Below are 19,977 nucleotides of genomic sequence, written 5' to 3' on the forward strand. Positions count from 1 at the left end.
TGCTATCGAGTGGAGCTTCTGATGCCGCGGTTCAGTACCCGTCAACGCGTGATCCTGCTGGTGCTGCTCGGTGCCGGGTTCATGTTGTCCGTCGACTTCTCGATCCTGAATGTCGCGTTGCCACAGGCGGGCGCAGGCGTCGGACTGGGGCCGGACGGGCTGCCGTGGATCACGTCAGCGTTCGCACTGCCCGCTGCTGGATTCGCGCTGCTGTTCGGCCGGCTGGCGGACTACTTCGGCCGGCGCAGGCTGTTCCTGGCTGGGATGTTCCTGCTCGCTGGGGCGTCGGTACTCGGCGGGTGCGCGGTCAACGCTGAACTGCTGTTGACCGCTCGGGTGCTTCAGGGTCTGGCGACCGCGATGGCGCTGCCCACGTCACTGGCGTTGTTGACCACGACCTTCGTCGATGGCTCCGTGCGTGCGCGAGTGCTGGGCCTGCGAGGCGCGTTGCTGTCAGCCGGCTTTGCTGTGGGCGCGTTGGTGGGCGGTGCGCTGGTCAGTCTGCTCGGGTGGCGGGCGGCATTCTTCATCAACGTGCCGGTCGTCGTGACTGTTCTGGTAATCACGCCGTTCGTGATTCGCGAAAGCACTGGGGCCGGGCGGGCGAAGCTCGACGTACCCGGAGCGGTGACTGTGACCGGCGGTCTGCTGGCCGTGATCTACGCCGTGATCGAGCGAAGCGTGCCTACTGCGGTTGTTGGCGTGCTGCTACTGGTCGCATTCTGGCTGATCGAGCGCCGTTCGTCCGCGCCGCTCGTCCCGGTGCGCATTGTGCGGCTGCCCTCGGTGGCGTGGGGCAACTACGCGGGACTCGTGGTGTGCAGCATGGAGCCCGCGATGATCTTCCTGACGACCCTGTACCTGCAGCAGACGCTTGGCCTGTCACCACTGGCGACCGGTCTTGTGTTCGGAATCCCGGGCTTGGCGTCAGTGGCCGCCGGCGTGGTTGCCGGGCGCATTATCGGGCGGTTCGGCTACCGCAAGATTCTGACTGTGAGCATGGCCGTCCAGGGGCTGGCGACGCTACCGCTGGTGTTCCTCGGCACCGACCGGCTCATCGCGCTCGTGATACTGATCCCGGCGCTGTTCATCGGGTTCTACGGACACGTGGCCGCCATCGTGGCGTACACGGTGACCGGCACGTCCGGGGTGCCGGACGGCGAGCAGGGCCTGGCCACCGGGTTGACCTCGATGACTCAGGAGGTGGCAGGCACCGTTGGTACGCCGGTCCTCGCTGCGATCGTCGCCACGCAGGCGATGCACCTGACCGGCATGCACCTCGCCCTGTGGCTGGACGTGGCCTTGACGCTCGTCAGCGCGGTCCTCGTCTGGTTCGGCCTGCGTCCGCGCGCAACCGCGGTGAGCGCTCACCAACCCGCGGCTGAGTTGGCGACGGTCTAGTCGAGCAGACGATCGAGCACCTCACCGGCTTCGTCGTACCCGGCATCGCGGATCCGCTGGAGTTCCAGCAGATCATTGGCGGCGACGGCGCGGCGGGTGAGGTGCTCGCCGGCCCGCTCACACCCCTCGTCCAGCAACCCGCTCAGCGCCTCGACGTCGTCGCGCTCGTCCGCTAGATCGGCGAGGCGATCCAGCGCCTTCTCGTTGCCCTCGTCCGCCAGCGCGCGGAGGGTTTCCCAGTCGGTCATGACTTGATCGTCCACCATCGCCCTAGGGTCTGGCGCCCGGGCCTGGCAGGAGGTCTACATCGTGTGCATGCATGGGCTTGTCGCAGTGGGAGCAGTGCAGGTAGACATGGCTGATCTCGCCGCAGGCGTGGTGGCGGTAGAGCACCGGCGGGCCGGCCTCGCCTGCTAGCCACTTGTCGCCCCAACCGGCCATCACCATGAGCAGATCGACGAGCTCGGCACCCTTCACCGTCAGGTGGTACTCGTAGCGCGGCCGATTGTCGTACGGACGACGCTCGAGCACGCCGTGGTCGACGAGGTGGTTGAGCCGCTCGGTCAGCACCTTGCGCGAGATCCCGAGGTCGGTCTGGAGTTCGTCGAACCGGCGCATCCCGGCCCACACGTCGCGCAGGATCAGCGGCGACCACGGCTCCCCGATCACGTCGAGTGTGCGCGCGATGGAGCAGACCATCTCGCCGAAGTTGGTGCGTTGCATGACACCAATCTAGCACTTGGGGTTCCCTTACGGAACTCCAACTGTTACGGTCGTGGCGTCTCCTGAAGGAACCCCGAGAGGATCACGAAGGAAGCGGCCGGCGACAAGTATGTCGGCCTGATGGGCGATGACTAGGAGCTGATTGCCATGCTGAAGCCCGACGTACGCCGCGTCGTCGAAAGCAACGTCGTAGCCCACCTTGCCAGCGTGCTCCCCGATGGCTCGCCGCACTCCGTGCCGCTCTGGGTCACGACGGTGGGCGAGCACATCGCGTTCCTCACCGGGCCTGACTCACGGAAGGCTCGTAACCTGCGGCGGGACCCGCGGGTTGCGCTCTCGATGACGACGGCAGACAACCCCCTCGAGCCGATCATCCTGCGCGGCCGGGTGGTCGAGTGGCTGGAAGGCGACGCCGCCTGGGAGATCGTCGACCAGATCGCGATGAAGTACATCGGCCAGCCCTACCCGCGCGAGCAGGAGCGCGTCATCGGCCTGATCGAGGCCGAGCGCCAGCAGGTGGGGATGAGCTGAGGGGCCTACTTGTCCGTGGCGAAGGCTGCGTCGAAGGCTGCCTCGGGCTTGTCGAAGGCCAACGCGCGGATGACGTTGACGGCTTCGGCGGCGCCGACCTTGCGTTCCATCCCGGCGTCTTCCCACTCGACCGAGATCGGACCGTCGTACCCGATGGAGTTGAGGACGCGGAAGCAGTCCTCCCACTGGACGTCGCCGTGGCCGGTCGAGTAGAAGTCCCAGCCGCGCCGCGGGTCACCCCAGGGCAGGTGCGAGCCAAGCCGGCCGTTGCGGCCGCCACCGACGCGCATCCGGGTGTCCTTGCAGTCCACGTGGTAGATCCGGTCCTTGAAGTCCCAGAGGAACGCGACCGGGTCGATGTCCTGCCAGACCATGTGGCTCGGGTCCCAGTTCAGCCCGAACGCCTCGCGGTGACCGATCGCCTCCAGGGTGAGCTGCGTGGTCCAGTAGTCATACGCGATCTCCGACGGGTGCACCTCGTGCGCGAACCGTACGCCGACCTCGTCGAACACATCGAGGATCGGGTTCCACCGGTCCGCGAAGTCCTGGTAGCCGGCGGCGATCCGCTCGGCCGGGACCGGCGGGAACATCGCGACGTACTGCCAGATCGACGAGCCGGTGAAGCCGATGACCGTGTTCACCCCGAGCTTGGCCGCGGCCCGCGCGGTGTTCTTCAGGTCCTCGGCGGCCCGCTGCCGGACACCTTCCGGGTCCCCGTCGCCCCACACCCGCGCCGGCACGATCGCCTGGTGCCGGAAGTCGATCGGGTCGTCGCAGACCGCCTGGCCGACCAGGTGGTTGGAGATCGCGAAGACCTTCAGGTTGTACTTCGCCAGGATGTCGTGCCGGCCCTGGACATAGGAGTCGTCCTCGACCGCCTGCTGGACGTCGAAGTGGTCCCCCGAGCAGGCGATCTCGACGCCGTCGTACCCCGACTCCGACGCGAACTGACAGACCTCCTCGAACGGCAGGTCGGCCCACTGACCCGTGAACAACGTGATCGGACGTGGCATCTCACTGGCTCCTAAGAGTTCTCGACGGTGATCCAGGCGCTGTCCGCGGCGGCCGACCGCAGTACGGCGTCGACCAGCCGGGCGGACCGCGCACCGGCGGCGAAATCGGGTAGGCCGTCCGGGCGGTCACCAAGTACGGCGGCATAGCTGTCGGCAACGAAACTGTCGAAGGCGTCCTGGTACCCCTGCGCGTGCCCCGCCGGCAGCCGGTTCACTCGCGCGGCGGGCGGGCTCAGCGTGTCGGGATCGCGCGTCAGCAGCTGCGAAGCGGTACGGCGGCCGACCCACAACCGCTCCGGGTCCTCCTGGTCGAAGCCGAAACTCGACTCCGTCCCGGACACCTCCAGGTACAACCGGTTCTTCCGGCCGGCCGCGACCTGGCTGACCACGATCGTGCCGACGACCCCGGCCTCGGTCCGGAACTGCGCCGTCGCCAGATCCTCGGTCCGGACCGCAACCCCGCCGCGTTCCGACCGAACAGTCCGCAGCTGTGCGCTGATGGCCTGAATCCGGTCGCCGGTGACGAACTCGGTGAGGTCGCACCAATGGGACCCGATGTCGGCGAACGTCCGGGACGGACCACCGGCCTCGTCGTCCACGCGCCAATTCTGATCGTCCTCGCCGGCCAGCCAGTCCTGCAGGTACGACCCGTGCAGGCTGGTGATCACACCGGCTTCGCCCTCGGCGATCCGGGTCCGGAGCTCGCGGACCATCGGGTGGTAGCGGTAGACGAACGGCACGGTGCCGACTCGCTCGGCCTCGAGGGCGGCGGCGTGCAACCCGGCCGCGTCCAGCACAGCGGTGGCGAGCGGCTTCTCACAGACGACGTGCTTGCCGGCTTCCAGTGCCTTCAACGTCACCGGGAGGTGGGTGTTGTTCGGCGTACAGACGTGGACCACATCGATGTCGGCGGCAAGCAGTTCGTCGAGGTCGGCGAAGCCGCGCTCGGCTCCGGTCGCCTCCGCGGCAGCTTCGGCCCGTGCTGGTGTCGATCCGACCGCGCCGACGACCCGGGCGCCCGCAACGAGCGCGGACCTGCCGTGGACACGGCCCATGAAGCCGCCGCCGACGATCCCGACCCGGAGCTTGCGCGCACTGGTGGACACGCTGAAGGACGCTATGTGACACTTTTGAACCCTGTCAAGCAAAAGTCCAGCGCCCCTCTGACGGAAGTCCGGCCATGAGTGATCTCGGTACTGCGGGAACCGGTGCGGTGCTGCGATTGCTGCTGGACGGACAGCCGCGGACACGGGCCGAACTCATCGACCTCAGCGGCCTGGCCCGGTCCACTGTGACCGGGCGGATCGAGGAGTTGGTCGCGGCCGGTCTCGTCGTACCGTCGGGTGAGGCGGCGTCGACCGGCGGGCGGCCGCCGGCGCGGTTCCGGTTCAACCCGACTGCGCGACTGATCCTGGCCGCGGACGTCGGCGCGACCCACCTGTCCGTCGCGCTCACCAACCTGACCGGCGACATCCTCGATCGGTCCACGATGCCCCTGAACATCGCGGAAGGGCCGGAGGCGGTTCTGAGTGCGGTCGTGCGGGCCGGACGTGCGTTGCTCCGATCAGCCCGGCGATCCGTCGAAGATCTGGCGGGTACGGGCGTCGGACTGCCGGGCCCCGTCGAGCACAGCACCGGCCGGCCGAACCATCCGCCGATCATGCCGGGATGGGACTCGTACGACGTGGTCGAACGACTGAGCCGTGAACTCGCCGGACCGGTGCTGGTCGACAACGACGTGAACATCATGGCGCTCGGCGAGCACGCGACCGAGTACGCCGACGTCGAGCACCTGCTGTTCGTGAAGGTCGCGACCGGAATCGGTGCGGGCGTGATCAGCGGTGGCCGGCTGCATCGAGGAGCCCAAGGTGCGGCCGGCGACATCGGCCACATCCAGGCGCCGGGCCACACGGAACGCTGCCGTTGCGGCAATATCGGCTGTCTCGAGGCGGTCGCGTCGGCGGCGGCGATCGCGGCGCACCTGGAGAACGCGACGACCAGTCGGGACATCGTCGAGTTGGTGCGCGCCGGGAACACGATCGCGACGCAAGCGGTTCGCCAAGCCGGCCGAGAGATCGGCACCGTCCTGGCGGCCTGCGTCAGCCTGCTCAACCCGTCGGTGATCGTCGTCGGCGGCTCACTGTCCCAAGCCGGCGACAGTCTGCTGGCCGGGATCCGGGAAGCGATCTATGCCAGATCGTTGCCCCTGGCCACCACCGACCTGCGCGTCGTGACCGCCCGATCAGGCCAGGACGCCGCCCTCCGCGGCGCCGCGACACTCGTCCTTCAGCACCAACTGACGGCCAACTGATCCACCAGCGCGATGATCCGGTCGAGATACGGCCCACCGCGTGCCCGTCCGAACCCATGGCGCCGACCGTGGGTCCGGAGGCGCGCCGGACCGGCACGACCACGCCGACCTGGCCATGCGCGACGTCGCCGTCGCGCGTACATCCCCAGCGCGTCAGCAAGTCCTCGACGATCGTGGGCAGCTCGGCCAGCCAGGACGCGCCGGCCTCGCCCTCGCGGTCGATCGTGGACCGGGCGAAGGCATCCGGGATCACCCCCAGCGCTCCGACTTCGCCGACCGGGAGACCAGGCTGAACAACATGTCCTTGGGTGTCATCTCGCCGGCCACGACCTTGGTCACGTGTTCGGCGATCGGCATCTCGACGTCGTGGTGGTGGGCGAGTTCGGAGATGGACGCGCAGGACTTGACGCCTTCGGCGACCTGCCGGGTGGCGCCGGCGATCTCGGCGACGGTCAGGCCCTGGCCGAGTTTCTCGCCGAAGGTCCGGTTGCGCGACAACGGTGACGAGCAGGTCGCGACCAGGTCGCCCAGACCGGCCAGACCGGAGAACGTGTGTTCCTGTGCGCCGAGCGCCGTACCGAGCCGGGCGGTTTCGACCAGGCCGCGGGTGATCACGGACGCGCGGGCGTTGTCGCCGAAGCCGAGGCCGACAGCCATCCCGACAGCCAGGGCGATCACGTTCTTGGTCGCGCCGCCGAGCTCGCAGCCGATCACGTCGTTGTTCGTGTACGGGCGGAACGTCTGCGAGTGGCACAACTTCTGCAACCGGGTCGCGGTCCCCTCGTCGGCACACGCGACCACCGACGCGGCCGGCTGCCCTTCGGCGATCTCGCGGGCCAGGTTCGGACCCGACACGACCGCGATCCGCTCCGGGCCGGCGCCGGTGAGCTCGGCGATCACCTCGCTCATCCGCTTCGTCGTACCGACCTCGACGCCCTTCATCAGGCTCACCAGGGGTACGGCGTTGGGCAGCACACCGGCCCAGTCCGTCAGGTTCTCCCGCAGCGACTGACTGGGCACGGCCAATACGATGGCTTCCGCGCCGTCGGCGGCCGCGGCCGGGTCGTGGGTCGCGGTGATCGTGTCCGGGAGGCGCAGCCCGGGCAGGTAATCGGGGTTCTCGTGCCGGGTGTTGATCGCCTCGCAGAGCGATTCACGCCGGCCCCAAATGGACACCTGGTTGCCCGCATTCGCCAGCACCGTGGCGAACGCCGTACCCCAGGATCCGGCCCCGAACACCGCGACCTTCGTCATGCCTTCTCCTCACCGTTGGACCGGTCCTTGCGCAGATCGAAGAGTTCCTTGGGCGGGGTCTCGCCGCGCAGCTCGCCGAGCGTCTCGGCGACCGCGTGCATGATCACCTCGGTTGCCTCGTGCAACAGCTCGTTCGTGATCGGCCGGCCCGCGAACGCGCTCAGGTCGACCGGCGCCCCGGCCCGCACCAGGATCCGCTTGCGCGGCAGCAGCCGGATCCGGACCTTGCCGGTGTACGACTCGATGACCTCCTGCGCGCCCCAGTTGGCGAGCGGGATCACCGGGCATCCGGTCATCAGCGCGACCCGCGCCGCACCGGTCTTGCCGGTCATCGGCCACATGTCCGGATCGCGCGTGATCGTGCCTTCCGGATAGACGCCGACGCACTCACCCCGCTCGACCGCGGCGACCGCGTCCCGGAACGCGTCGGCGGCCTGGCTGGACTCCCGGTAGACCGGGATCTGCCCGGCGCTGGAGATGATCCGGCCGATCACCGGAATCTTGAAGACCGACGCCTTGCCCAGGAACCGCGGGATCCGCCGGCACTCCCAGATGTAGAACCCGAGCACCAGCGGGTCGAAATGCGAGATGTGATTCGGCGCGAACACCACGCCGCCGGACCGCGGCATGTTCTCCCGGCCGGTGAACTCCGGCTTGGTGAAGGTCAGCATGAACGGTTTGACGAGTGCGACCACCAGGCCGAACCAGAAGCCCCGGCGCGGCCGGGGGTCTGGCCTGTCACCGCGCGGGCCGCCGTTCACTGATGCCTCCTGGTGCTCGTCACTGCCATCCGTCATGGGAGAATCCTGCCTGATGGCAGACCTACAGGTCGCTCCCTGGACCCTGGCGATCCCGGTGAAGCGTACGGCGATCGCGAAGAGCCGGCTCGCTGCGGCCTACCCGCAGCACCGTCCGGAGCTGGCCCGATCCTTCGCTGTCGACACTACTGCGGCCGCATTGGCCTCTCCCCTGGTCCGCGCCGTCCTGGTCGTCACCGACGATCCGGTCGTCGCCGCGGACGTCACCGCGGTGGGTGCACGGGTGGTGCCGGACCTCCCGGCCACGGGCCTCAACGAAGCCCTGCTGCATGGTGCCACTGTCGCCGCTGCCGAGTTCCCGGACCACGGAGTCGTTGCCCTCTCCGCAGATCTCCCGGCCCTACGGCCGGCCGAGCTGACCGCCGTACTGGCTGCCTGTGTAGCACCGCGGTCCTTCGTGATCGACCTTCCCGGGACCGGTACGACGTTGCTCGCGGCGGCTCCCGGGGTTGCACTCGATCCACGGTTCGGCGTGGGTTCCGCACTAGCCCACCAAGCCTCGGGCGCGGTCCCGATCGAGCTTTCCGGCATCGAGTCGGTACGACGTGATGTCGACACGGCGGCCGATCTGGCCCACGCCGTACAACTCGGAGTGGGTCCGGCGACGGCCGACGTGATGTCGCTGGTGCTCGGTGCCGCGACCGGGACCGAGGGTCTAGCCTGCTGATATGCAAGGAACCGTGAGCCGCTACGACACCGAGACCTTCTCCGGCGCGGTACTGACCGACCGAGGTGTCGAACTGCCTTTCACCGTGCACGCCGTCGCCAACACCCCGGTCCGCCATCTGCGCGTCGGGCAGCGGGTCCGGCTGCAAACCACCGGCTCCGGGGCGAATCTGGCCATCACCAAGGTGGACTTCATCACCGAGCTCTGACAGTTGCCCGCAGCACCCTGACACGGCGAAGGCCGGTCATCCCTGGAGTGGGGTGACCGGCCTTCGCTGATGTTGCGGTGCTGCAGTGCTGAAGGTCAGCGAGAAGCTGCGCGCTTCGCCGGAGCCTTCTTGGCGGGGGCCTTCTTGGCCGGCGCCTTCTTGGCGACGGTCGCCTTCTTGGCCGGTGCCTTCTTGGCAACGGTCTTGGCCGGGGCCTTCTTGGCCGGTGCCTTCTTGGCAACGGTCTTGGCCGGGGCCTTCTTGGCCGGAGCCTTCTTGGCAACGGTCTTGGTCGCCGCGGCCTTGGCCGGAGCGGCCTTCTTCGCCGGAGCGGCCGCCTTGGTGGCGGTCGCGGCCGGCTTCGGCACGACGAGCTTCGGCAGCTTCTTCGCACCGGAGACAACGGCCTTCAGCTCCGCACCCGCGCGGAACTTCGGAACCACGGTCTTCTTGGCACGCTTGGTCTCACCGGTCCGCGGGTTGCGCACGATGCGCGCGCCACGCTCGATTGCCTCGAAGGCACCGAAACCGGTGATGGCGACCTTGCCACCCTTCTTGGTCAGCTCGCGCTCCACGGTGTCGATCACCGATTCCAAAGCGTGCTGGGCCTGGCGGCGGTTTCCGTCGAAGTGCACTGCGAGCGCTTCGACCAACTGGCTCTTGTTCACTGCTTCCCTCCGTGAACGTAGGCGTCGAGCACAGCGCTCGATCTCACAGGAACGTTATGGACTCAACACGCGGTTCACAAACACCAACGCGGCAATTCGGCCTTGTTTTGGGCGATTCGTGCCACAATTTGGCCCGATCCGGCCCTTCAGCGGTCCCGAATCCCCTTCTGAGCAACGAACCGGTGCCCATCCGTGACCGGCTAGCGGCCCTTGCCGCGCAGCATTCGCAGCCCCGATTGGGCCGTATCGAGCCCCCGGGTGATGGCCGAGTCGCCCTTCCTGGCACGCAACTCGGCCGCCACCTTGCCGAGCAGCCAGTCCAGCAACGGTACGGCGATCACCAGCACGGCCCACATGATGAGTCGCCGACGCAGGAACAACCACATAGCTGTCCACCTCCTTAGACGGAAGGCTACAACCAGCTGAGGCGCTTGAAGATCACGTACAGACCGCCGCACACCAACCCCATCAGGCCGACGGCGAACGGATAGCCGTACTGCCAGTGCAGTTCCGGCATGTGGTCGAAGTTCATCCCGTAGACGGTGCCGATCAAGGTCGGTGCGAACAGGATGGCCGCCCACGCGGAGATCTTCTTCACCTCTTCGTTCTGCGCACTGCTGGCGATCGCGAGGCTCTTCATCTCCTCGTTCTGCTGCTGGGCGACCAGCGTCGCGTTCACGGTCAGGATGTCGCGCAGCAGTTCGCGGAACCCGCCGACCTTCTCCACCACCTCGGTGACGTGGTCGGCGACGTCACGCAACGAGCGCTGCAGTTCCTCGTCGATGCCGTACTTCTCGAACCCGCCGCGCAACTGCTCCAGCATGCCGACCAGCGGCCGGGTCGCGCGCTGGAACTCGATCACCTCACGGGACAGTTCGTAGATGCGCCGGGACACCTTCGGGTCACCGCGGAACACCTCGGTCTCGATCTCGTCGATGTCGTTCTCCAGGCCGGCGACCACCGGCGCGTACCCGTCGACGACCTTGTCCATGATCGCGTAGAGCACGGCTTCGGTCCCGCGGTTGAGCAACTCGGGATCGCGTTCGACCCGGCGTCGTACCGCGGCCAGATTGGGCGCCTCGGCATGCCGGACCGTCACCACGAAGTCCGGGCCGACGAACACGTGCACCTCGCCGAACTCGACCTCCTCGGTCGCGTCCCGGTAGCGGGCGGCCTTCAGGACGACGAACAAGGTGTCGCCGTACCGCTCGAGCTTCGGCCGCTGATGGGCCTGGATGGCGTCCTCGATCGCCAGCTCGTGCAGGTCGAACTCCTGGGCCAGCGAGGCGAGTTCGCGCCGGTCCGGCCGGTACAGGCCGATCCAGGCCAGGCTCTTCGGCGACTTGTGCAGGACGCGATAGGTGTCGGCCAGCGAGTCCGGCGACGAGACCCGGCGGCCGTCGCTGTAGATCGCACTGTCGACGACACTGTGCCCGTTGGGCTTCGGAGTGGTGTCGCGGACCGGCTGCTCGATCGGCTGCTGGACGGTGCGACGGGCGGCGGCACGGTTCGACGGGGTGCGGCTGAAGGCACGAAGCGTGCGCGTGCGCAGGTCGGACATGAGTCCTCCAGATGCGGTGTTGCGGGTGTATGTGGGCACACGTCTGCCCGACCCCGCGGCACCCAGGCCGCATCAAGAGAGAAGAAGCGTCAGCCTCTCGAAGGTCGAGCGAGATCGGTATGTCTGGAGGGATCGCTGCTCATGAGCGCCTCACCTCCCAGATCTCGCAAGCCTTGTACTGACAACCCCGCAAGGGTAACACCAGAGTTATCGCCTCGGATGTTCTGTCCGTTACACAAAGGTTTCGCCCACCCCCGACGTGGGGATGGGCGAAAGCTTCGCAGTGTTCGCTACGCCTTGGCGGGCAACGTGGCCGGCTTGAAGGACGGCCGGGTCGCTTCGTAGGCGGAGATATCGGCCTCGTGCGACAGGGTGATACCGACGTCGTCGAGACCGTTCAGCAGCCGGTAACGCGTGTAGTCGTCGATGTCGAACGGCGCGGAGACGTCACCGGCCGAGATCGTCTTGTTCTCCAGGTCCACCGTGACCTTGGTGTCCGGGTCGGCCTCGATCGTGGCCCACAACTGCTCCACGACCTCCTGTGTCACCAGGGCCGCGAGCAGTCCGGCCTTGCCCGAGTTACCGCGGAAGATGTCGCCGAAGCGCGACGACACCACGACCCGGAACCCGTAGTCGAGCAACGCCCAGACCGCGTGCTCCCGCGACGATCCGGTGCCGAAGTCGGGACCGGCGACGAGCACCGAGACACCGGCGTAGTCAGGCTGGTTGAGGACGAACTCGGGGTCGTTGCGCCAGGCCGCGAACAGCCCGTCCTCGAACCCGGTCCGGGTGACCCGCTTCAGGTAGACGGCCGGGATGATCTGGTCGGTGTCGACATTGCTGCGGCGCAGCGGAGCCGCCGTACCGATGTGCTGGGTGAAGGCGTCCATGATTCCTCTGCTCCTCAGACATTCTCGGGTACGGCGACGTCCAGCGGCTGCAGGTCCGCCGGGGCCGCGAGAGTTCCGGTGACTGCGGTCGCGGCGGCGACCAGCGGCGAGACCAGGTGGGTGCGACCGCCCTTGCCCTGACGGCCTTCGAAGTTCCGGTTCGAGGTGGAGGCGCTGCGCTCACCCGGGGCCAGCTGGTCCGGGTTCATGCCCAGGCACATCGAGCAGCCCGCGCCGCGCCACTCGGCACCGGCGGCCTTGAAGATCTGGTCGAGACCCTCGGCCTCAGCCTGCAGGCGGACCCGGCCGGAGCCGGGGACCACGAGCATCCTGGTGCCCTCGGCAACCTTCCGGCCGGCCAGCACACCGGCGGCGGCCCGCAGGTCCTCGATCCGGCCGTTGGTGCAGGAACCCAGGAAGACCGTGTCCACGTGGATCTCGCGCATCGGCGTACCGGCCGTCAGGCCCATGTACTCCAGCGCGCGCTCGGCCGCGACCTTGTCGTTCTCGTTGTCGAAGTCGTCCGGCGACGGCACGGCCTCCGACAGCGGGATGCCCTGACCCGGGTTCGTGCCCCAGGTGACGAACGGGGCGATGTCCTCGGCGCGCAGCACGACCTCGCGGTCGAAGGTGGCGTCCTCGTCGGTGGCCAGGCTCTTCCAGTACTCGACCGCGGCCTCCCAGTCGACACCCTGCGGTGCGTGCGGCTTGTCCTGCAGATAGGAGAACGTGGTCTCGTCCGGCGCGATCATGCCGGCCTTGGCGCCCCACTCGATCGACATGTTGCAGATCGTCATCCGGGCTTCCATGCTCAGCGCCCGGATCGCCTCGCCGCGGTACTCGACGATGTAGCCCTGGCCGCCGCCGGTGCCGACCTGCGCGATCAGCGCCAGCACCAGGTCCTTGGCCGAGACACCGTCGGGCAGGACACCGTCGACGGTGACGGCCATCGTCTTCGGCCGGGCCTGCATCAGCGTCTGGGTCGCCAGCACGTGCTCGACCTCGCTGGTACCGATGCCGAAAGCAATCGCGCCGAAGGCGCCGTGGGTGGAGGTGTGGCTGTCACCGCAGACCACGGTCATACCGGGCTGGGTCAGGCCGAGCTGCGGGCCGATCACGTGGACGACACCCTGGTCCGGGTCGCCCAGGGTATGGATCCGGATGCCGAATTCCTCGGCGTTCTTCCGCAGTGTGTCCACCTGGGTCCGCGACACCGGGTCGGCGATCGGCTGGTCCACGTCGAGGGTCGGGACGTTGTGGTCCTCGGTGGCGATGGTCAGGTCCGGGCGCCGTACCGGACGGCCGGCCAGGCGGAGTCCGTCGAAGGCCTGTGGACTGGTCACCTCGTGCACCAGGTGGAGGTCGATGTAGAGGAGGTCGGGCTCTCCGTCGGCATGGCGCACGACGTGCGCATCCCAGACCTTTTCCGACAACGTCCTACCCATCAGACTTCTCCTTTGAGGTATGTGGTGAGGTGCCTATCGCTCACAGTGCTCCGGCTGCGTCTTTCGTAGCGTGCTCCGCACTGGGTCACGAATGCGACTTGCGTTCCACGATTCGAGACGGCAATATCGTCTCATGGACAACTCTAGCGGAGTCGGCGTTCTCGACAAAGCAGCCCTCGTTCTGTCCGCGCTCGAGTCCGGGCCGGCGACCCTGGCCGGACTGGTCGCGGCCACCGGACTGGCCCGCCCGACCGCACACCGGCTGGCGGTGGCGCTCGAGCACCACCGGCTGGTCGGCCGGGACATGCAGGGACGGTTCGTGCTCGGTCCGCGACTCAGCGAGTTGGCCTCGGCAGCCGGTGAGGACCGGCTGCTGGCGACCGCGGGCCCTGTGCTGGCGCGACTGCGCGACATCACGGGTGAGTCGGCGCAGCTGTTCCGCCGGCAGGGTGAGTACCGCGTCTGTGTCGCGGCCGCGGAGCGCCCGTCCGGTCTGCGCGACACGGTTCCGGTCGGCAGCCAGCTGACCATGGCGGCCGGGTCGGCTGCTCAAATACTGCTTGCCTGGGAGGACCCGGAGCGGATGCACCGCGGTCTCCACAACGCGACCTTCAACGCTGCCGCGCTGGCCGGCGTACGGCGTCGTGGCTGGGCCCACTCGGTCGGCGAACGCGAACAGGGTGTCGCCTCCGTCTCGGCCCCGGTCCGCTCCCCCAGCGGCAAGGTGATCGCCGCCGTCTCCGTCTCCGGCCCGATCGAACGGCTCTCCCGCCAGCCCGGCCGCATGCACGCCCCCGCTGTCATGGCCGCCGCCGAGCGCCTCTCCGAAGCCCTCCGCCGCGCCTCCGAGTAACTACAGAGGCCAGACCTGACCAGTGCCGCTGTCGATCAGCGCGGCATGGTCAGCAGTCGTCTCGAGCGGCAGCACGTCGTACACGGCCGCCGCCAGGATCGGCAATGCGACCAGTGGGACGCGAGGTGCGAGGGTGCAGTGTGGCACCCAGCGACCAGGTTGGTAATGCCTGTGCAGATCAGCGCCCGTCCCGGTGACCGCCGTGACCACTTGCTGCTGACGTTCCAGCACCTCCGCGCCGACCGCCGGGACCAGCCACGCCCGACCACGCCGGAACGTTCCGAGCGCATCGAAGTACAAACTGACAGGCCCGTCGTCCATCAGTGGCTGAGCGGCCTTCATCACCTTGTCGTGATCCCACTCCCGCAGCACCGCGAGGGACAGGTGCGGCACGTGCCGGCCGTGCGTGTGCGACATCAGCGTCGGTACGCCGAGATCCTCCAACCGGTCCCACAGTCCCCGAAGGATCCGGTCGGAGCGGCGGTCGAACAGGAGGCACACGGCGAGCGCCATAGCGGCACAGTACGCCGGGGCGGTTGTGCGCCCTGAAGGCGGTGGTGGCGGACTGAGAGTTGGTTGAGCGGGAACAGACGAAGGCCCGGACCGTGAGGTCCGGGCCTTCGTGTTTCTCTGGTAGCCCCGACGGGATTCGAACCCGCGCTACCGCCTTGAGAGGGCGGCGTGCTAGGCCGCTACACAACGGGGCCAGAGGGTTGTCGACCGGTCCTTGCGGGCCGGGCAACGAGGTTGAACTCTACCGATTTCCATCGGTGCGGTCCAATCCGCTGGGGTACTAGGACTCGAACCTAGACTAACTGAACCAGAATCAGACGGGCTGCCAATTACCCCATACCCCAAAGGCATTTCACTGCCGTTGTGAGCTTGTCTCCGCCCTCACAACCTGGCTCGAAGAGAGTACCCGAGCAAGGGGCCGGACACCAAAACGGGGTCCCCGTGCCGCGTTGTCACTCCCGTCACACCAGCCTCTTGCCGGGCAGCGGAGCAACGGTCAGCGGCAGGTCGCACACGGTCGCCAGCTTCGTCCGCCGCGCGATCCACAACGCCACCAGACCGAACGCCACGAACTTCGCCACATCGACGGCCACGAGTGACCAGGGCGCGTCATCGGCACCCAGGCTGTCACCCACGCTGTCGGTCAGCGCGGCGAACACGAAGGTCACCACGTTGTTCGCCGCATGCGCCGCGATCGACGCCTCCAGACCACCAGTGCGTACGACGAGGAAACCGGCCACCAACCCGAACGCGAACCGGTCCAGGAACAACGCCGGGCTCTCCCACGGCCAGATCCCGTGCGCCATCGTGAACAGCACCGTGGTGACGACCACCGCCACCACCGCGCTCCGCACCAGCGCGCCGACCGCCTGCAACAGGTACCCGCGGAAGAAGTACTCCTCCCCCGCCGCCTGGAACGTCGACGTGAGCAGCGTGACCGCGATCACTCCGGCCGCATCCGGTGCGATCCCGCCGTTCCCGTCGCCCAGTAACTCGACGCCGCCGAGCTGGATGACGCCGAGCATCAGCAGCTCGAGCAGGACGGCGGCCAGCGCGAACCACGCCAGCGCGCGCCACCGCAGCCGGCCGATCACCGAGGACAACAGCCCCGGCGTCTGCCGGTTGAGCTTCTGCGCGACCAGCATGCTCAGCGGGATCAGCACGATCAGCGACAGGTTCGTGGCCAGCAGGCCGAACCAGGAGACGGTCCCCTCGGGGTCCTTCCGGATGCTCTGCTGGACGGCCAGGATCACCAGGCTGGCGAAGATCCAGCCGGCGAAGATCGTGAACGCGCCGAGGATCACGTACCCGCTCGGGGTCGACGGGTTCCGCAGCAACCGGTTGTAGGGCTGCGGACCCGCCTCTGCGACCTCTTTCGACATCAGTCAGCCAGCAGCGACGCGCGCGCCTGCTCGAGCCTGTGCAGCGACTTCTCGCGGCCCAGCAGCTCCAGCGACTCGAACAGCGGCGGCGAGATCCGGCGTCCGGAGATCGCCACCCGGACCGGGCCGAACGCGTTCTTCGGCTTCAGGCCGAGCCCCTCGATGAGCGACGTACGCAACGCCGCCTCGATCGCCTCGGTGGTCCACTCGACATCGCCCAGCGCCTTGACCGACGCCTCCAGCACGGCACCCGCATCGCCGGTCAGCACCTTGCCCGCGGCATCCGGGTCGAGGGTGAACGCCTCCTCGTCGACGAACAGGAAGCCGAGCATGTCGACCGACTCCGACAGCGTGTTCATCCGCTCCTGCACCAGCGGTACGGCGGCCTGCAGGACGGCGAGCTGGTCGTCCGACGGCTCGGCCGGCAGCACGCCCGCCTGGGCCAGGAACGGGATCATCCGCTGCGCGAACTCGTCGGGGGCCAGCAGCCGCATGTGCGCCGCGTTGATCGCCTCGCACTTCTTCGGGTCGAACCGGGCCGAGTTCGAGTTCACCTTGCGGATGTCGAAGGCCTCGATCATCTCGGCCATCGTGAAAACATCGCGGTCCTCGGCGATCGACCAGCCCAGCAGGGCCAGGTAGTTGAGCAGGCCCTCCGGCAGGAAGCCGCGCTCCATGTACTCACCCAGGCCGGAGCCCTTGTCGCGCTTGGACAACCGCTTGTTGCCCTCACCCATCACGAACGGCAGGTGCCCGAACCGCGGCGTCCGGCCGCTGCCGACACCGATCTCGGCGAGCGCTTCGTAGAGCGCGATCTGCCGCGGCGTCGACGGGAGCAGGTCCTCGCCGCGCAGCACGTGGGTGATCTCCATCATCGCGTCGTCGACCGGGTTCACCAGCGGGTAGAGCGGGTGACCGTTGGCCCGGACCAGGACGTAGTCGCCCAGGTTCTCCGGCAGGAAGGTGATCTCGCCGCGGACCAGGTCGTCGAACACGATCGGCCGGTCGGGCATCCGGAGCCGGACCACGGGCCGGCGGCCCTCGTCGACGTACGCCTTGACCTGCTCCTCGGTGAGCGTGCGGCAATGGCCGTCGTACCCGCTGTGCTGCCCGGCGGTGCGGGCGGCCTCGCGGCGCTGGTCGAGCTCCTCCTGCGAGCAGTAGCAGTGGTACGCCTTGCCGGCCGACAGGAGCTTCGCGACGACGTCGGCGTACACGTCCAGCCGCTCGGACTGCAGGTACGGCCCGTAGTCGCCGCCGACCTCGGGTCCCTCGTCCCAGTTCAGGCCAAGCCAGCGCAGCGAGTCGTAGGTGTACTGGTAGCCCTCGTCGGTGTTGCGCGCGGTGTCGGTGTCCTCGATGCGGAGCACCAGCTTGCCGCCGTAGTGCCGGGCGAAGGCCCAGTTGAACAGCGCGCTGCGAATGTTGCCGACCGTCAGCAGGCCGGTCGGGGACGGTGGGAACCGGACCCGGACCTGGTGGGGTTCGAGGCCGCCCAGGACGTCATTGTCGGAGGAGGCAGGCCGCTCAGTCACGCACGATCACCTTGTTCGTCAGAGTTCCGATTCCTTCGATGCTGATCGACACCTCGTCGCCGGGCAGCATCGGGCCGACACCCGCGGGGGTGCCGGTGAGCACCACGTCGCCGGGCAGCAGCGTGGTGAAGGAGGTGATGTAGGCCAGCACCTCCGGGATGCCGAAGATGAACTGCGAGGTCCGCCCGTCCTGCTTCGGCTCGCCGTTCACCTCCGTGGTGACCCGCAGGTCGGATACGTCGAGCTCGGTGCTGATCCACGGGCCGAGCGGGCAGAACGTGTCGTACCCCTTGGCCCGGGCCCACTGCCCGTCGGACTTCTGCAGGTCACGCGCGGTCACATCGTTGGCCACGGTGTAGCCGAAGATCACCTCGTTGACCCGCTCCTTGGGCAGGTCGCGGCAGATCCGGCCGATCACGATCGCCAGCTCGCCCTCGAAGTGCAGGTTGTTGGTCTGCTCCGGGTAGACGATGCCGTCACGCGGGCCGATCACCGAGGTGTTCGGCTTCAGGAAGATCATCGGCTCGGCCGGCACCTCGTTGCCGAGCTCCGCGGCGTGCGCGGCGTAGTTCCGGCCGACGCAGACCACCTTGCTGCGCGGGATCACCGGCGCGAGCAGCCGGACGTCGGCCAGTTGCAGCTTCTCCCCGGTGAACTGGACCGGCCGGTAGAGCGGGTCCGAGTCGAGCACGGAGACGGTGCCGAGGAGCCCCTCGGGGTCGTCGGTCTCGACGACGCCGTACCTCGGCTCGTCGTCCACGGAGAATCTGGCGATACGCACGGGCCGAGCCTACCGTCGGCGCGGGATGAGACAGTTATCCGGTGACCTCTGAGATCCGCCTGGCCGTTCCCGGCGAGTACGACGCTGTCGGCGCGCTGACCGTCGAGGCGTACGCGTACGACGGGTTCCTGCCGGAGGGATCCGACTACTCGTCGACGCTGCGGGCGGCCGCGGATCGGGCGGCCAAGGCGGAGGTGTGGGTCGCGGTCGATGGCGCTGAACTGCTCGGGACGGTGACTTACTGCCCGCCGGGCTCGGTCTACCGGGAGATCGGCCTCGACGACGAGGGCGAGTTCCGGATGCTCGGGGTGTCCGGGCGCGCGCGTGGTCTGGGGATCGGGACCGCGCTGACCGTCCGTTGCATCGAGCGCTCCCGCGAGCTCGGTCTGGGCCGAGTGGTGATGAGCAGCGCGACGTACATGACGACGGCGCACCGCATCTACGAGCGCCTCGGTTTCGTTCGCCTGCCCGAACGTGACTGGTCCCCCATCACCGGTGTCGATCTCTACGCCTTCGCCCTGGACCTGTGACTGTCACACTCTCGCCAACCGAATGGGGACCACTTCAGCGGTCCCACACCGAGCGTGCCGACGCCCTGGTCGCCGATCACCTGGACCGCCAGAAGCGTCGCGAGGCGCACCCGGTCGAGGACTTCCTCTTCACCTACTACTCCACCCGCCCCAACCAGCTCCGCGTCTGGCACCCCGGCCCCGGCATCCGCCTCCTGGATGCTGTTGAGTACGACGGACGCCGTGGCTACGCGTATGTCGACGGTGCCGCCGTCCTGGATCCGGCCGAAGTGGTCAGGCGGCGGCACAGCGTTCAGTGGATCCACCGGTTGCTGGCCGCGACCGCGGATCGGCAGCCGCAGTTCGGCTGTTTCGGGTTGCACGAATGGGCGATGGTCTACCGGACGTCCGACGTACGGCATCAGAAGTGGCCGTTGCGACTAGGTGCCGAGGGCACCGATTCGGTGGTCGAGTCGCACAAGATCGCGTGCTCGCATTTCGATGCCTTCCGCTTCTTCACGGCCCCGGCGCGTGGACTGAACGTCCTCGAGCCGACCCGCGAATCCCAGCCTGCGCTGGAACAGGGCGGCTGCCTGCACGCGAACATGGACCTCTACAAGTGGGCCTGCAAGTTGATGCCGTTCACGCCCAGCTCGCTGGTGCTGGACTGCTTCGAGCTGGCCCGCGACATCCGCACGTTGGATATGCGTGCCTCGCCGTACGATCTGGCTGCCTTGGGCTACTCCCCCGTGCAAATCGAAACACCGGCAGGCAAAGCGGAGTACGCCGCCGCCCAACGCTCCTTCGCCATCCGCGCCCGGCCGCTCCGGCTGCAACTGGTCGCGTTGTGCGAGGAGCTATTCCAGTGAATGGGCCTGACCACCTGCGTGCCGACAACAGCGTCTAGGGTCTTC

General features: G+C 68.1%; 23 protein-coding genes and 2 tRNA genes. 8 read left to right on the plus strand and 17 right to left on the minus strand.

What is annotated here, in order from left to right:
* Window positions 1-21 precede the first annotated feature (21 nt).
* Window positions 22-1,401 carry an MFS transporter gene (locus EV652_RS30050; RefSeq protein WP_132212633.1) on the plus strand — a complete coding sequence of 460 codons (1,380 nt, stop codon included), beginning with the start codon at window positions 22-24 and terminating at the stop codon, window positions 1,399-1,401.
* Here the strand turns inward: EV652_RS30050 and EV652_RS30055 are convergent.
* Both EV652_RS30055 and EV652_RS30060 read right to left on the minus strand, forming a co-directional pair.
* Window positions 1,398-1,649, minus strand: coding sequence for a hypothetical protein (locus tag EV652_RS30055; protein WP_132212634.1), 252 nt, complete (start codon window positions 1,647-1,649; stop codon window positions 1,398-1,400). The genes EV652_RS30050 and EV652_RS30055 overlap by 4 nt on opposite strands.
* Before the next feature lie 22 nt (window positions 1,650-1,671).
* Entirely contained in the window at window positions 1,672-2,124 is a 453-nt protein-coding gene (locus EV652_RS30060) for a winged helix-turn-helix transcriptional regulator (protein WP_132212635.1), read from the minus strand.
* A gap of 147 nt (window positions 2,125-2,271) precedes the next feature.
* On the opposite strand from EV652_RS30060, the gene EV652_RS30065 reads away from it, so the two are divergent.
* A complete protein-coding gene (locus tag EV652_RS30065) occupies window positions 2,272-2,655 on the plus strand; it encodes a pyridoxamine 5'-phosphate oxidase family protein (RefSeq protein ID WP_132212636.1) in 384 nt (127 codons plus the stop codon).
* A gap of 5 nt (window positions 2,656-2,660) precedes the next feature.
* Here the strand turns inward: EV652_RS30065 and EV652_RS30070 are convergent, their stop codons facing one another.
* Window positions 2,661-3,668: a sugar phosphate isomerase/epimerase family protein gene (locus tag EV652_RS30070; protein ID WP_132212637.1), complete on the minus strand. Its 1,008-nt coding sequence runs from the start codon at window positions 3,666-3,668 to the stop codon at window positions 2,661-2,663.
* Between the two features lie 11 nt (window positions 3,669-3,679).
* Window positions 3,680-4,774: a Gfo/Idh/MocA family protein gene (locus EV652_RS30075; protein WP_132212638.1), complete on the minus strand. Its 1,095-nt coding sequence runs from the start codon at window positions 4,772-4,774 to the stop codon at window positions 3,680-3,682.
* Between the two features lie 74 nt (window positions 4,775-4,848).
* Between EV652_RS30075 and EV652_RS30080 the strand changes: the two genes are divergently transcribed.
* Window positions 4,849-5,979 carry an ROK family transcriptional regulator gene (locus tag EV652_RS30080; protein ID WP_132212639.1) on the plus strand — a complete coding sequence of 377 codons (1,131 nt, stop codon included), beginning with the start codon at window positions 4,849-4,851 and terminating at the stop codon, window positions 5,977-5,979.
* Between the two features lie 249 nt (window positions 5,980-6,228).
* On the opposite strand, the gene EV652_RS30090 is transcribed toward EV652_RS30080, so the two are convergent.
* Window positions 6,229-7,233, minus strand: coding sequence for an NAD(P)H-dependent glycerol-3-phosphate dehydrogenase (locus tag EV652_RS30090; protein WP_132212640.1), 1,005 nt, complete (start codon window positions 7,231-7,233; stop codon window positions 6,229-6,231).
* On the minus strand, window positions 7,230-8,030 hold the full coding sequence (locus EV652_RS30095) for a lysophospholipid acyltransferase family protein (RefSeq protein ID WP_132212641.1): 801 nt from the start codon (window positions 8,028-8,030) through the stop codon (window positions 7,230-7,232). Before EV652_RS30095 ends, EV652_RS30090 begins: the two co-directional genes overlap by 4 nt.
* 16 nt (window positions 8,031-8,046) lie before the next feature.
* Here EV652_RS30095 and cofC point away from each other — a divergent pair, with 16 nt between their 5' ends.
* Window positions 8,047-8,718, plus strand: coding sequence for a 2-phospho-L-lactate guanylyltransferase (gene cofC / locus EV652_RS30100; RefSeq protein WP_132212642.1), 672 nt, complete (start codon window positions 8,047-8,049; stop codon window positions 8,716-8,718).
* Between the two features lies 1 nt (window position 8,719).
* On the plus strand, window positions 8,720-8,926 hold the full coding sequence (locus EV652_RS30105) for a hypothetical protein (protein WP_132212643.1): 207 nt from the start codon (window positions 8,720-8,722) through the stop codon (window positions 8,924-8,926).
* 95 nt (window positions 8,927-9,021) lie between these two features.
* On the opposite strand, the gene EV652_RS30110 is transcribed toward EV652_RS30105, so the two are convergent.
* The 5 genes from EV652_RS30110 to leuC all read right to left on the minus strand — a co-directional run bounded on the left by EV652_RS30110 (window position 9,022) and on the right by leuC (window position 13,490).
* Window positions 9,022-9,594 carry an HU family DNA-binding protein gene (locus EV652_RS30110; protein ID WP_132212644.1) on the minus strand — a complete coding sequence of 191 codons (573 nt, stop codon included), beginning with the start codon at window positions 9,592-9,594 and terminating at the stop codon, window positions 9,022-9,024.
* A gap of 200 nt (window positions 9,595-9,794) precedes the next feature.
* Entirely contained in the window at window positions 9,795-9,980 is a 186-nt protein-coding gene (locus tag EV652_RS30115; protein WP_132212645.1) for a hypothetical protein, read from the minus strand.
* Window positions 9,981-10,006: 26 nt separating this feature from the next.
* A complete protein-coding gene (gene corA / locus EV652_RS30120; protein WP_132212646.1) occupies window positions 10,007-11,155 on the minus strand; it encodes a magnesium/cobalt transporter CorA in 1,149 nt (382 codons plus the stop codon).
* A 290-nt stretch (window positions 11,156-11,445) separates the two neighbouring features.
* Window positions 11,446-12,045, minus strand: coding sequence for a 3-isopropylmalate dehydratase small subunit (gene leuD, locus EV652_RS30125; RefSeq protein WP_132212647.1), 600 nt, complete (start codon window positions 12,043-12,045; stop codon window positions 11,446-11,448).
* Window positions 12,046-12,059: 14 nt separating this feature from the next.
* Window positions 12,060-13,490, minus strand: a complete 1,431-nt coding sequence (gene leuC / locus EV652_RS30130) for a 3-isopropylmalate dehydratase large subunit (RefSeq protein WP_132212648.1) — start codon at window positions 13,488-13,490, stop codon at window positions 12,060-12,062.
* Window positions 13,491-13,623: 133 nt separating this feature from the next.
* Here leuC and EV652_RS30135 point away from each other — a divergent pair, with 133 nt between their 5' ends.
* Complete coding sequence (locus tag EV652_RS30135) at window positions 13,624-14,343, plus strand: IclR family transcriptional regulator (RefSeq protein ID WP_012922430.1); 720 nt, start codon at window positions 13,624-13,626, stop codon at window positions 14,341-14,343.
* Here the strand turns inward: EV652_RS30135 and EV652_RS30140 are convergent, their stop codons facing one another.
* The 6 genes from EV652_RS30140 to EV652_RS30165 all read right to left on the minus strand — a co-directional run bounded on the left by EV652_RS30140 (window position 14,344) and on the right by EV652_RS30165 (window position 18,554).
* The gene (locus EV652_RS30140; RefSeq protein ID WP_132212649.1) at window positions 14,344-14,856 is read right to left on the minus strand and encodes a 2'-5' RNA ligase family protein; all 513 of its coding nucleotides are present in this window, start codon (window positions 14,854-14,856) and stop codon (window positions 14,344-14,346) included.
* Between the two features lie 118 nt (window positions 14,857-14,974).
* Window positions 14,975-15,050, minus strand: a tRNA-Glu gene (locus EV652_RS30145).
* Between the two features lie 78 nt (window positions 15,051-15,128).
* Window positions 15,129-15,200, minus strand: a tRNA-Gln gene (locus EV652_RS30150).
* A gap of 117 nt (window positions 15,201-15,317) precedes the next feature.
* Entirely contained in the window at window positions 15,318-16,238 is a 921-nt protein-coding gene (locus EV652_RS30155; protein ID WP_132212650.1) for a CPBP family intramembrane glutamic endopeptidase, read from the minus strand.
* The gene (gltX, locus tag EV652_RS30160; RefSeq protein ID WP_132212651.1) at window positions 16,238-17,773 is read right to left on the minus strand and encodes a glutamate--tRNA ligase; all 1,536 of its coding nucleotides are present in this window, start codon (window positions 17,771-17,773) and stop codon (window positions 16,238-16,240) included. Before gltX ends, EV652_RS30155 begins: the two co-directional genes overlap by 1 nt.
* Window positions 17,766-18,554: a fumarylacetoacetate hydrolase family protein gene (locus EV652_RS30165; protein WP_132212652.1), complete on the minus strand. Its 789-nt coding sequence runs from the start codon at window positions 18,552-18,554 to the stop codon at window positions 17,766-17,768. Before EV652_RS30165 ends, gltX begins: the two co-directional genes overlap by 8 nt.
* A gap of 41 nt (window positions 18,555-18,595) precedes the next feature.
* On the opposite strand from EV652_RS30165, the gene EV652_RS30170 reads away from it, so the two are divergent.
* Together EV652_RS30170 and EV652_RS30175 are read left to right on the plus strand one after the other, a co-directional pair.
* The gene (locus EV652_RS30170; protein WP_132212653.1) at window positions 18,596-19,084 is read left to right on the plus strand and encodes a GNAT family N-acetyltransferase; all 489 of its coding nucleotides are present in this window, start codon (window positions 18,596-18,598) and stop codon (window positions 19,082-19,084) included.
* Complete coding sequence (locus EV652_RS30175) at window positions 19,081-19,932, plus strand: 3-methyladenine DNA glycosylase (protein ID WP_132212654.1); 852 nt, start codon at window positions 19,081-19,083, stop codon at window positions 19,930-19,932. Before EV652_RS30170 ends, EV652_RS30175 begins: the two co-directional genes overlap by 4 nt.
* Window positions 19,933-19,977: the final 45 nt, after the last annotated feature.

The sequence above is a fragment of the Kribbella steppae genome, from assembly GCF_004342025.1.
GTDB classification, from domain to species: domain Bacteria; phylum Actinomycetota; class Actinomycetes; order Propionibacteriales; family Kribbellaceae; genus Kribbella; species Kribbella steppae.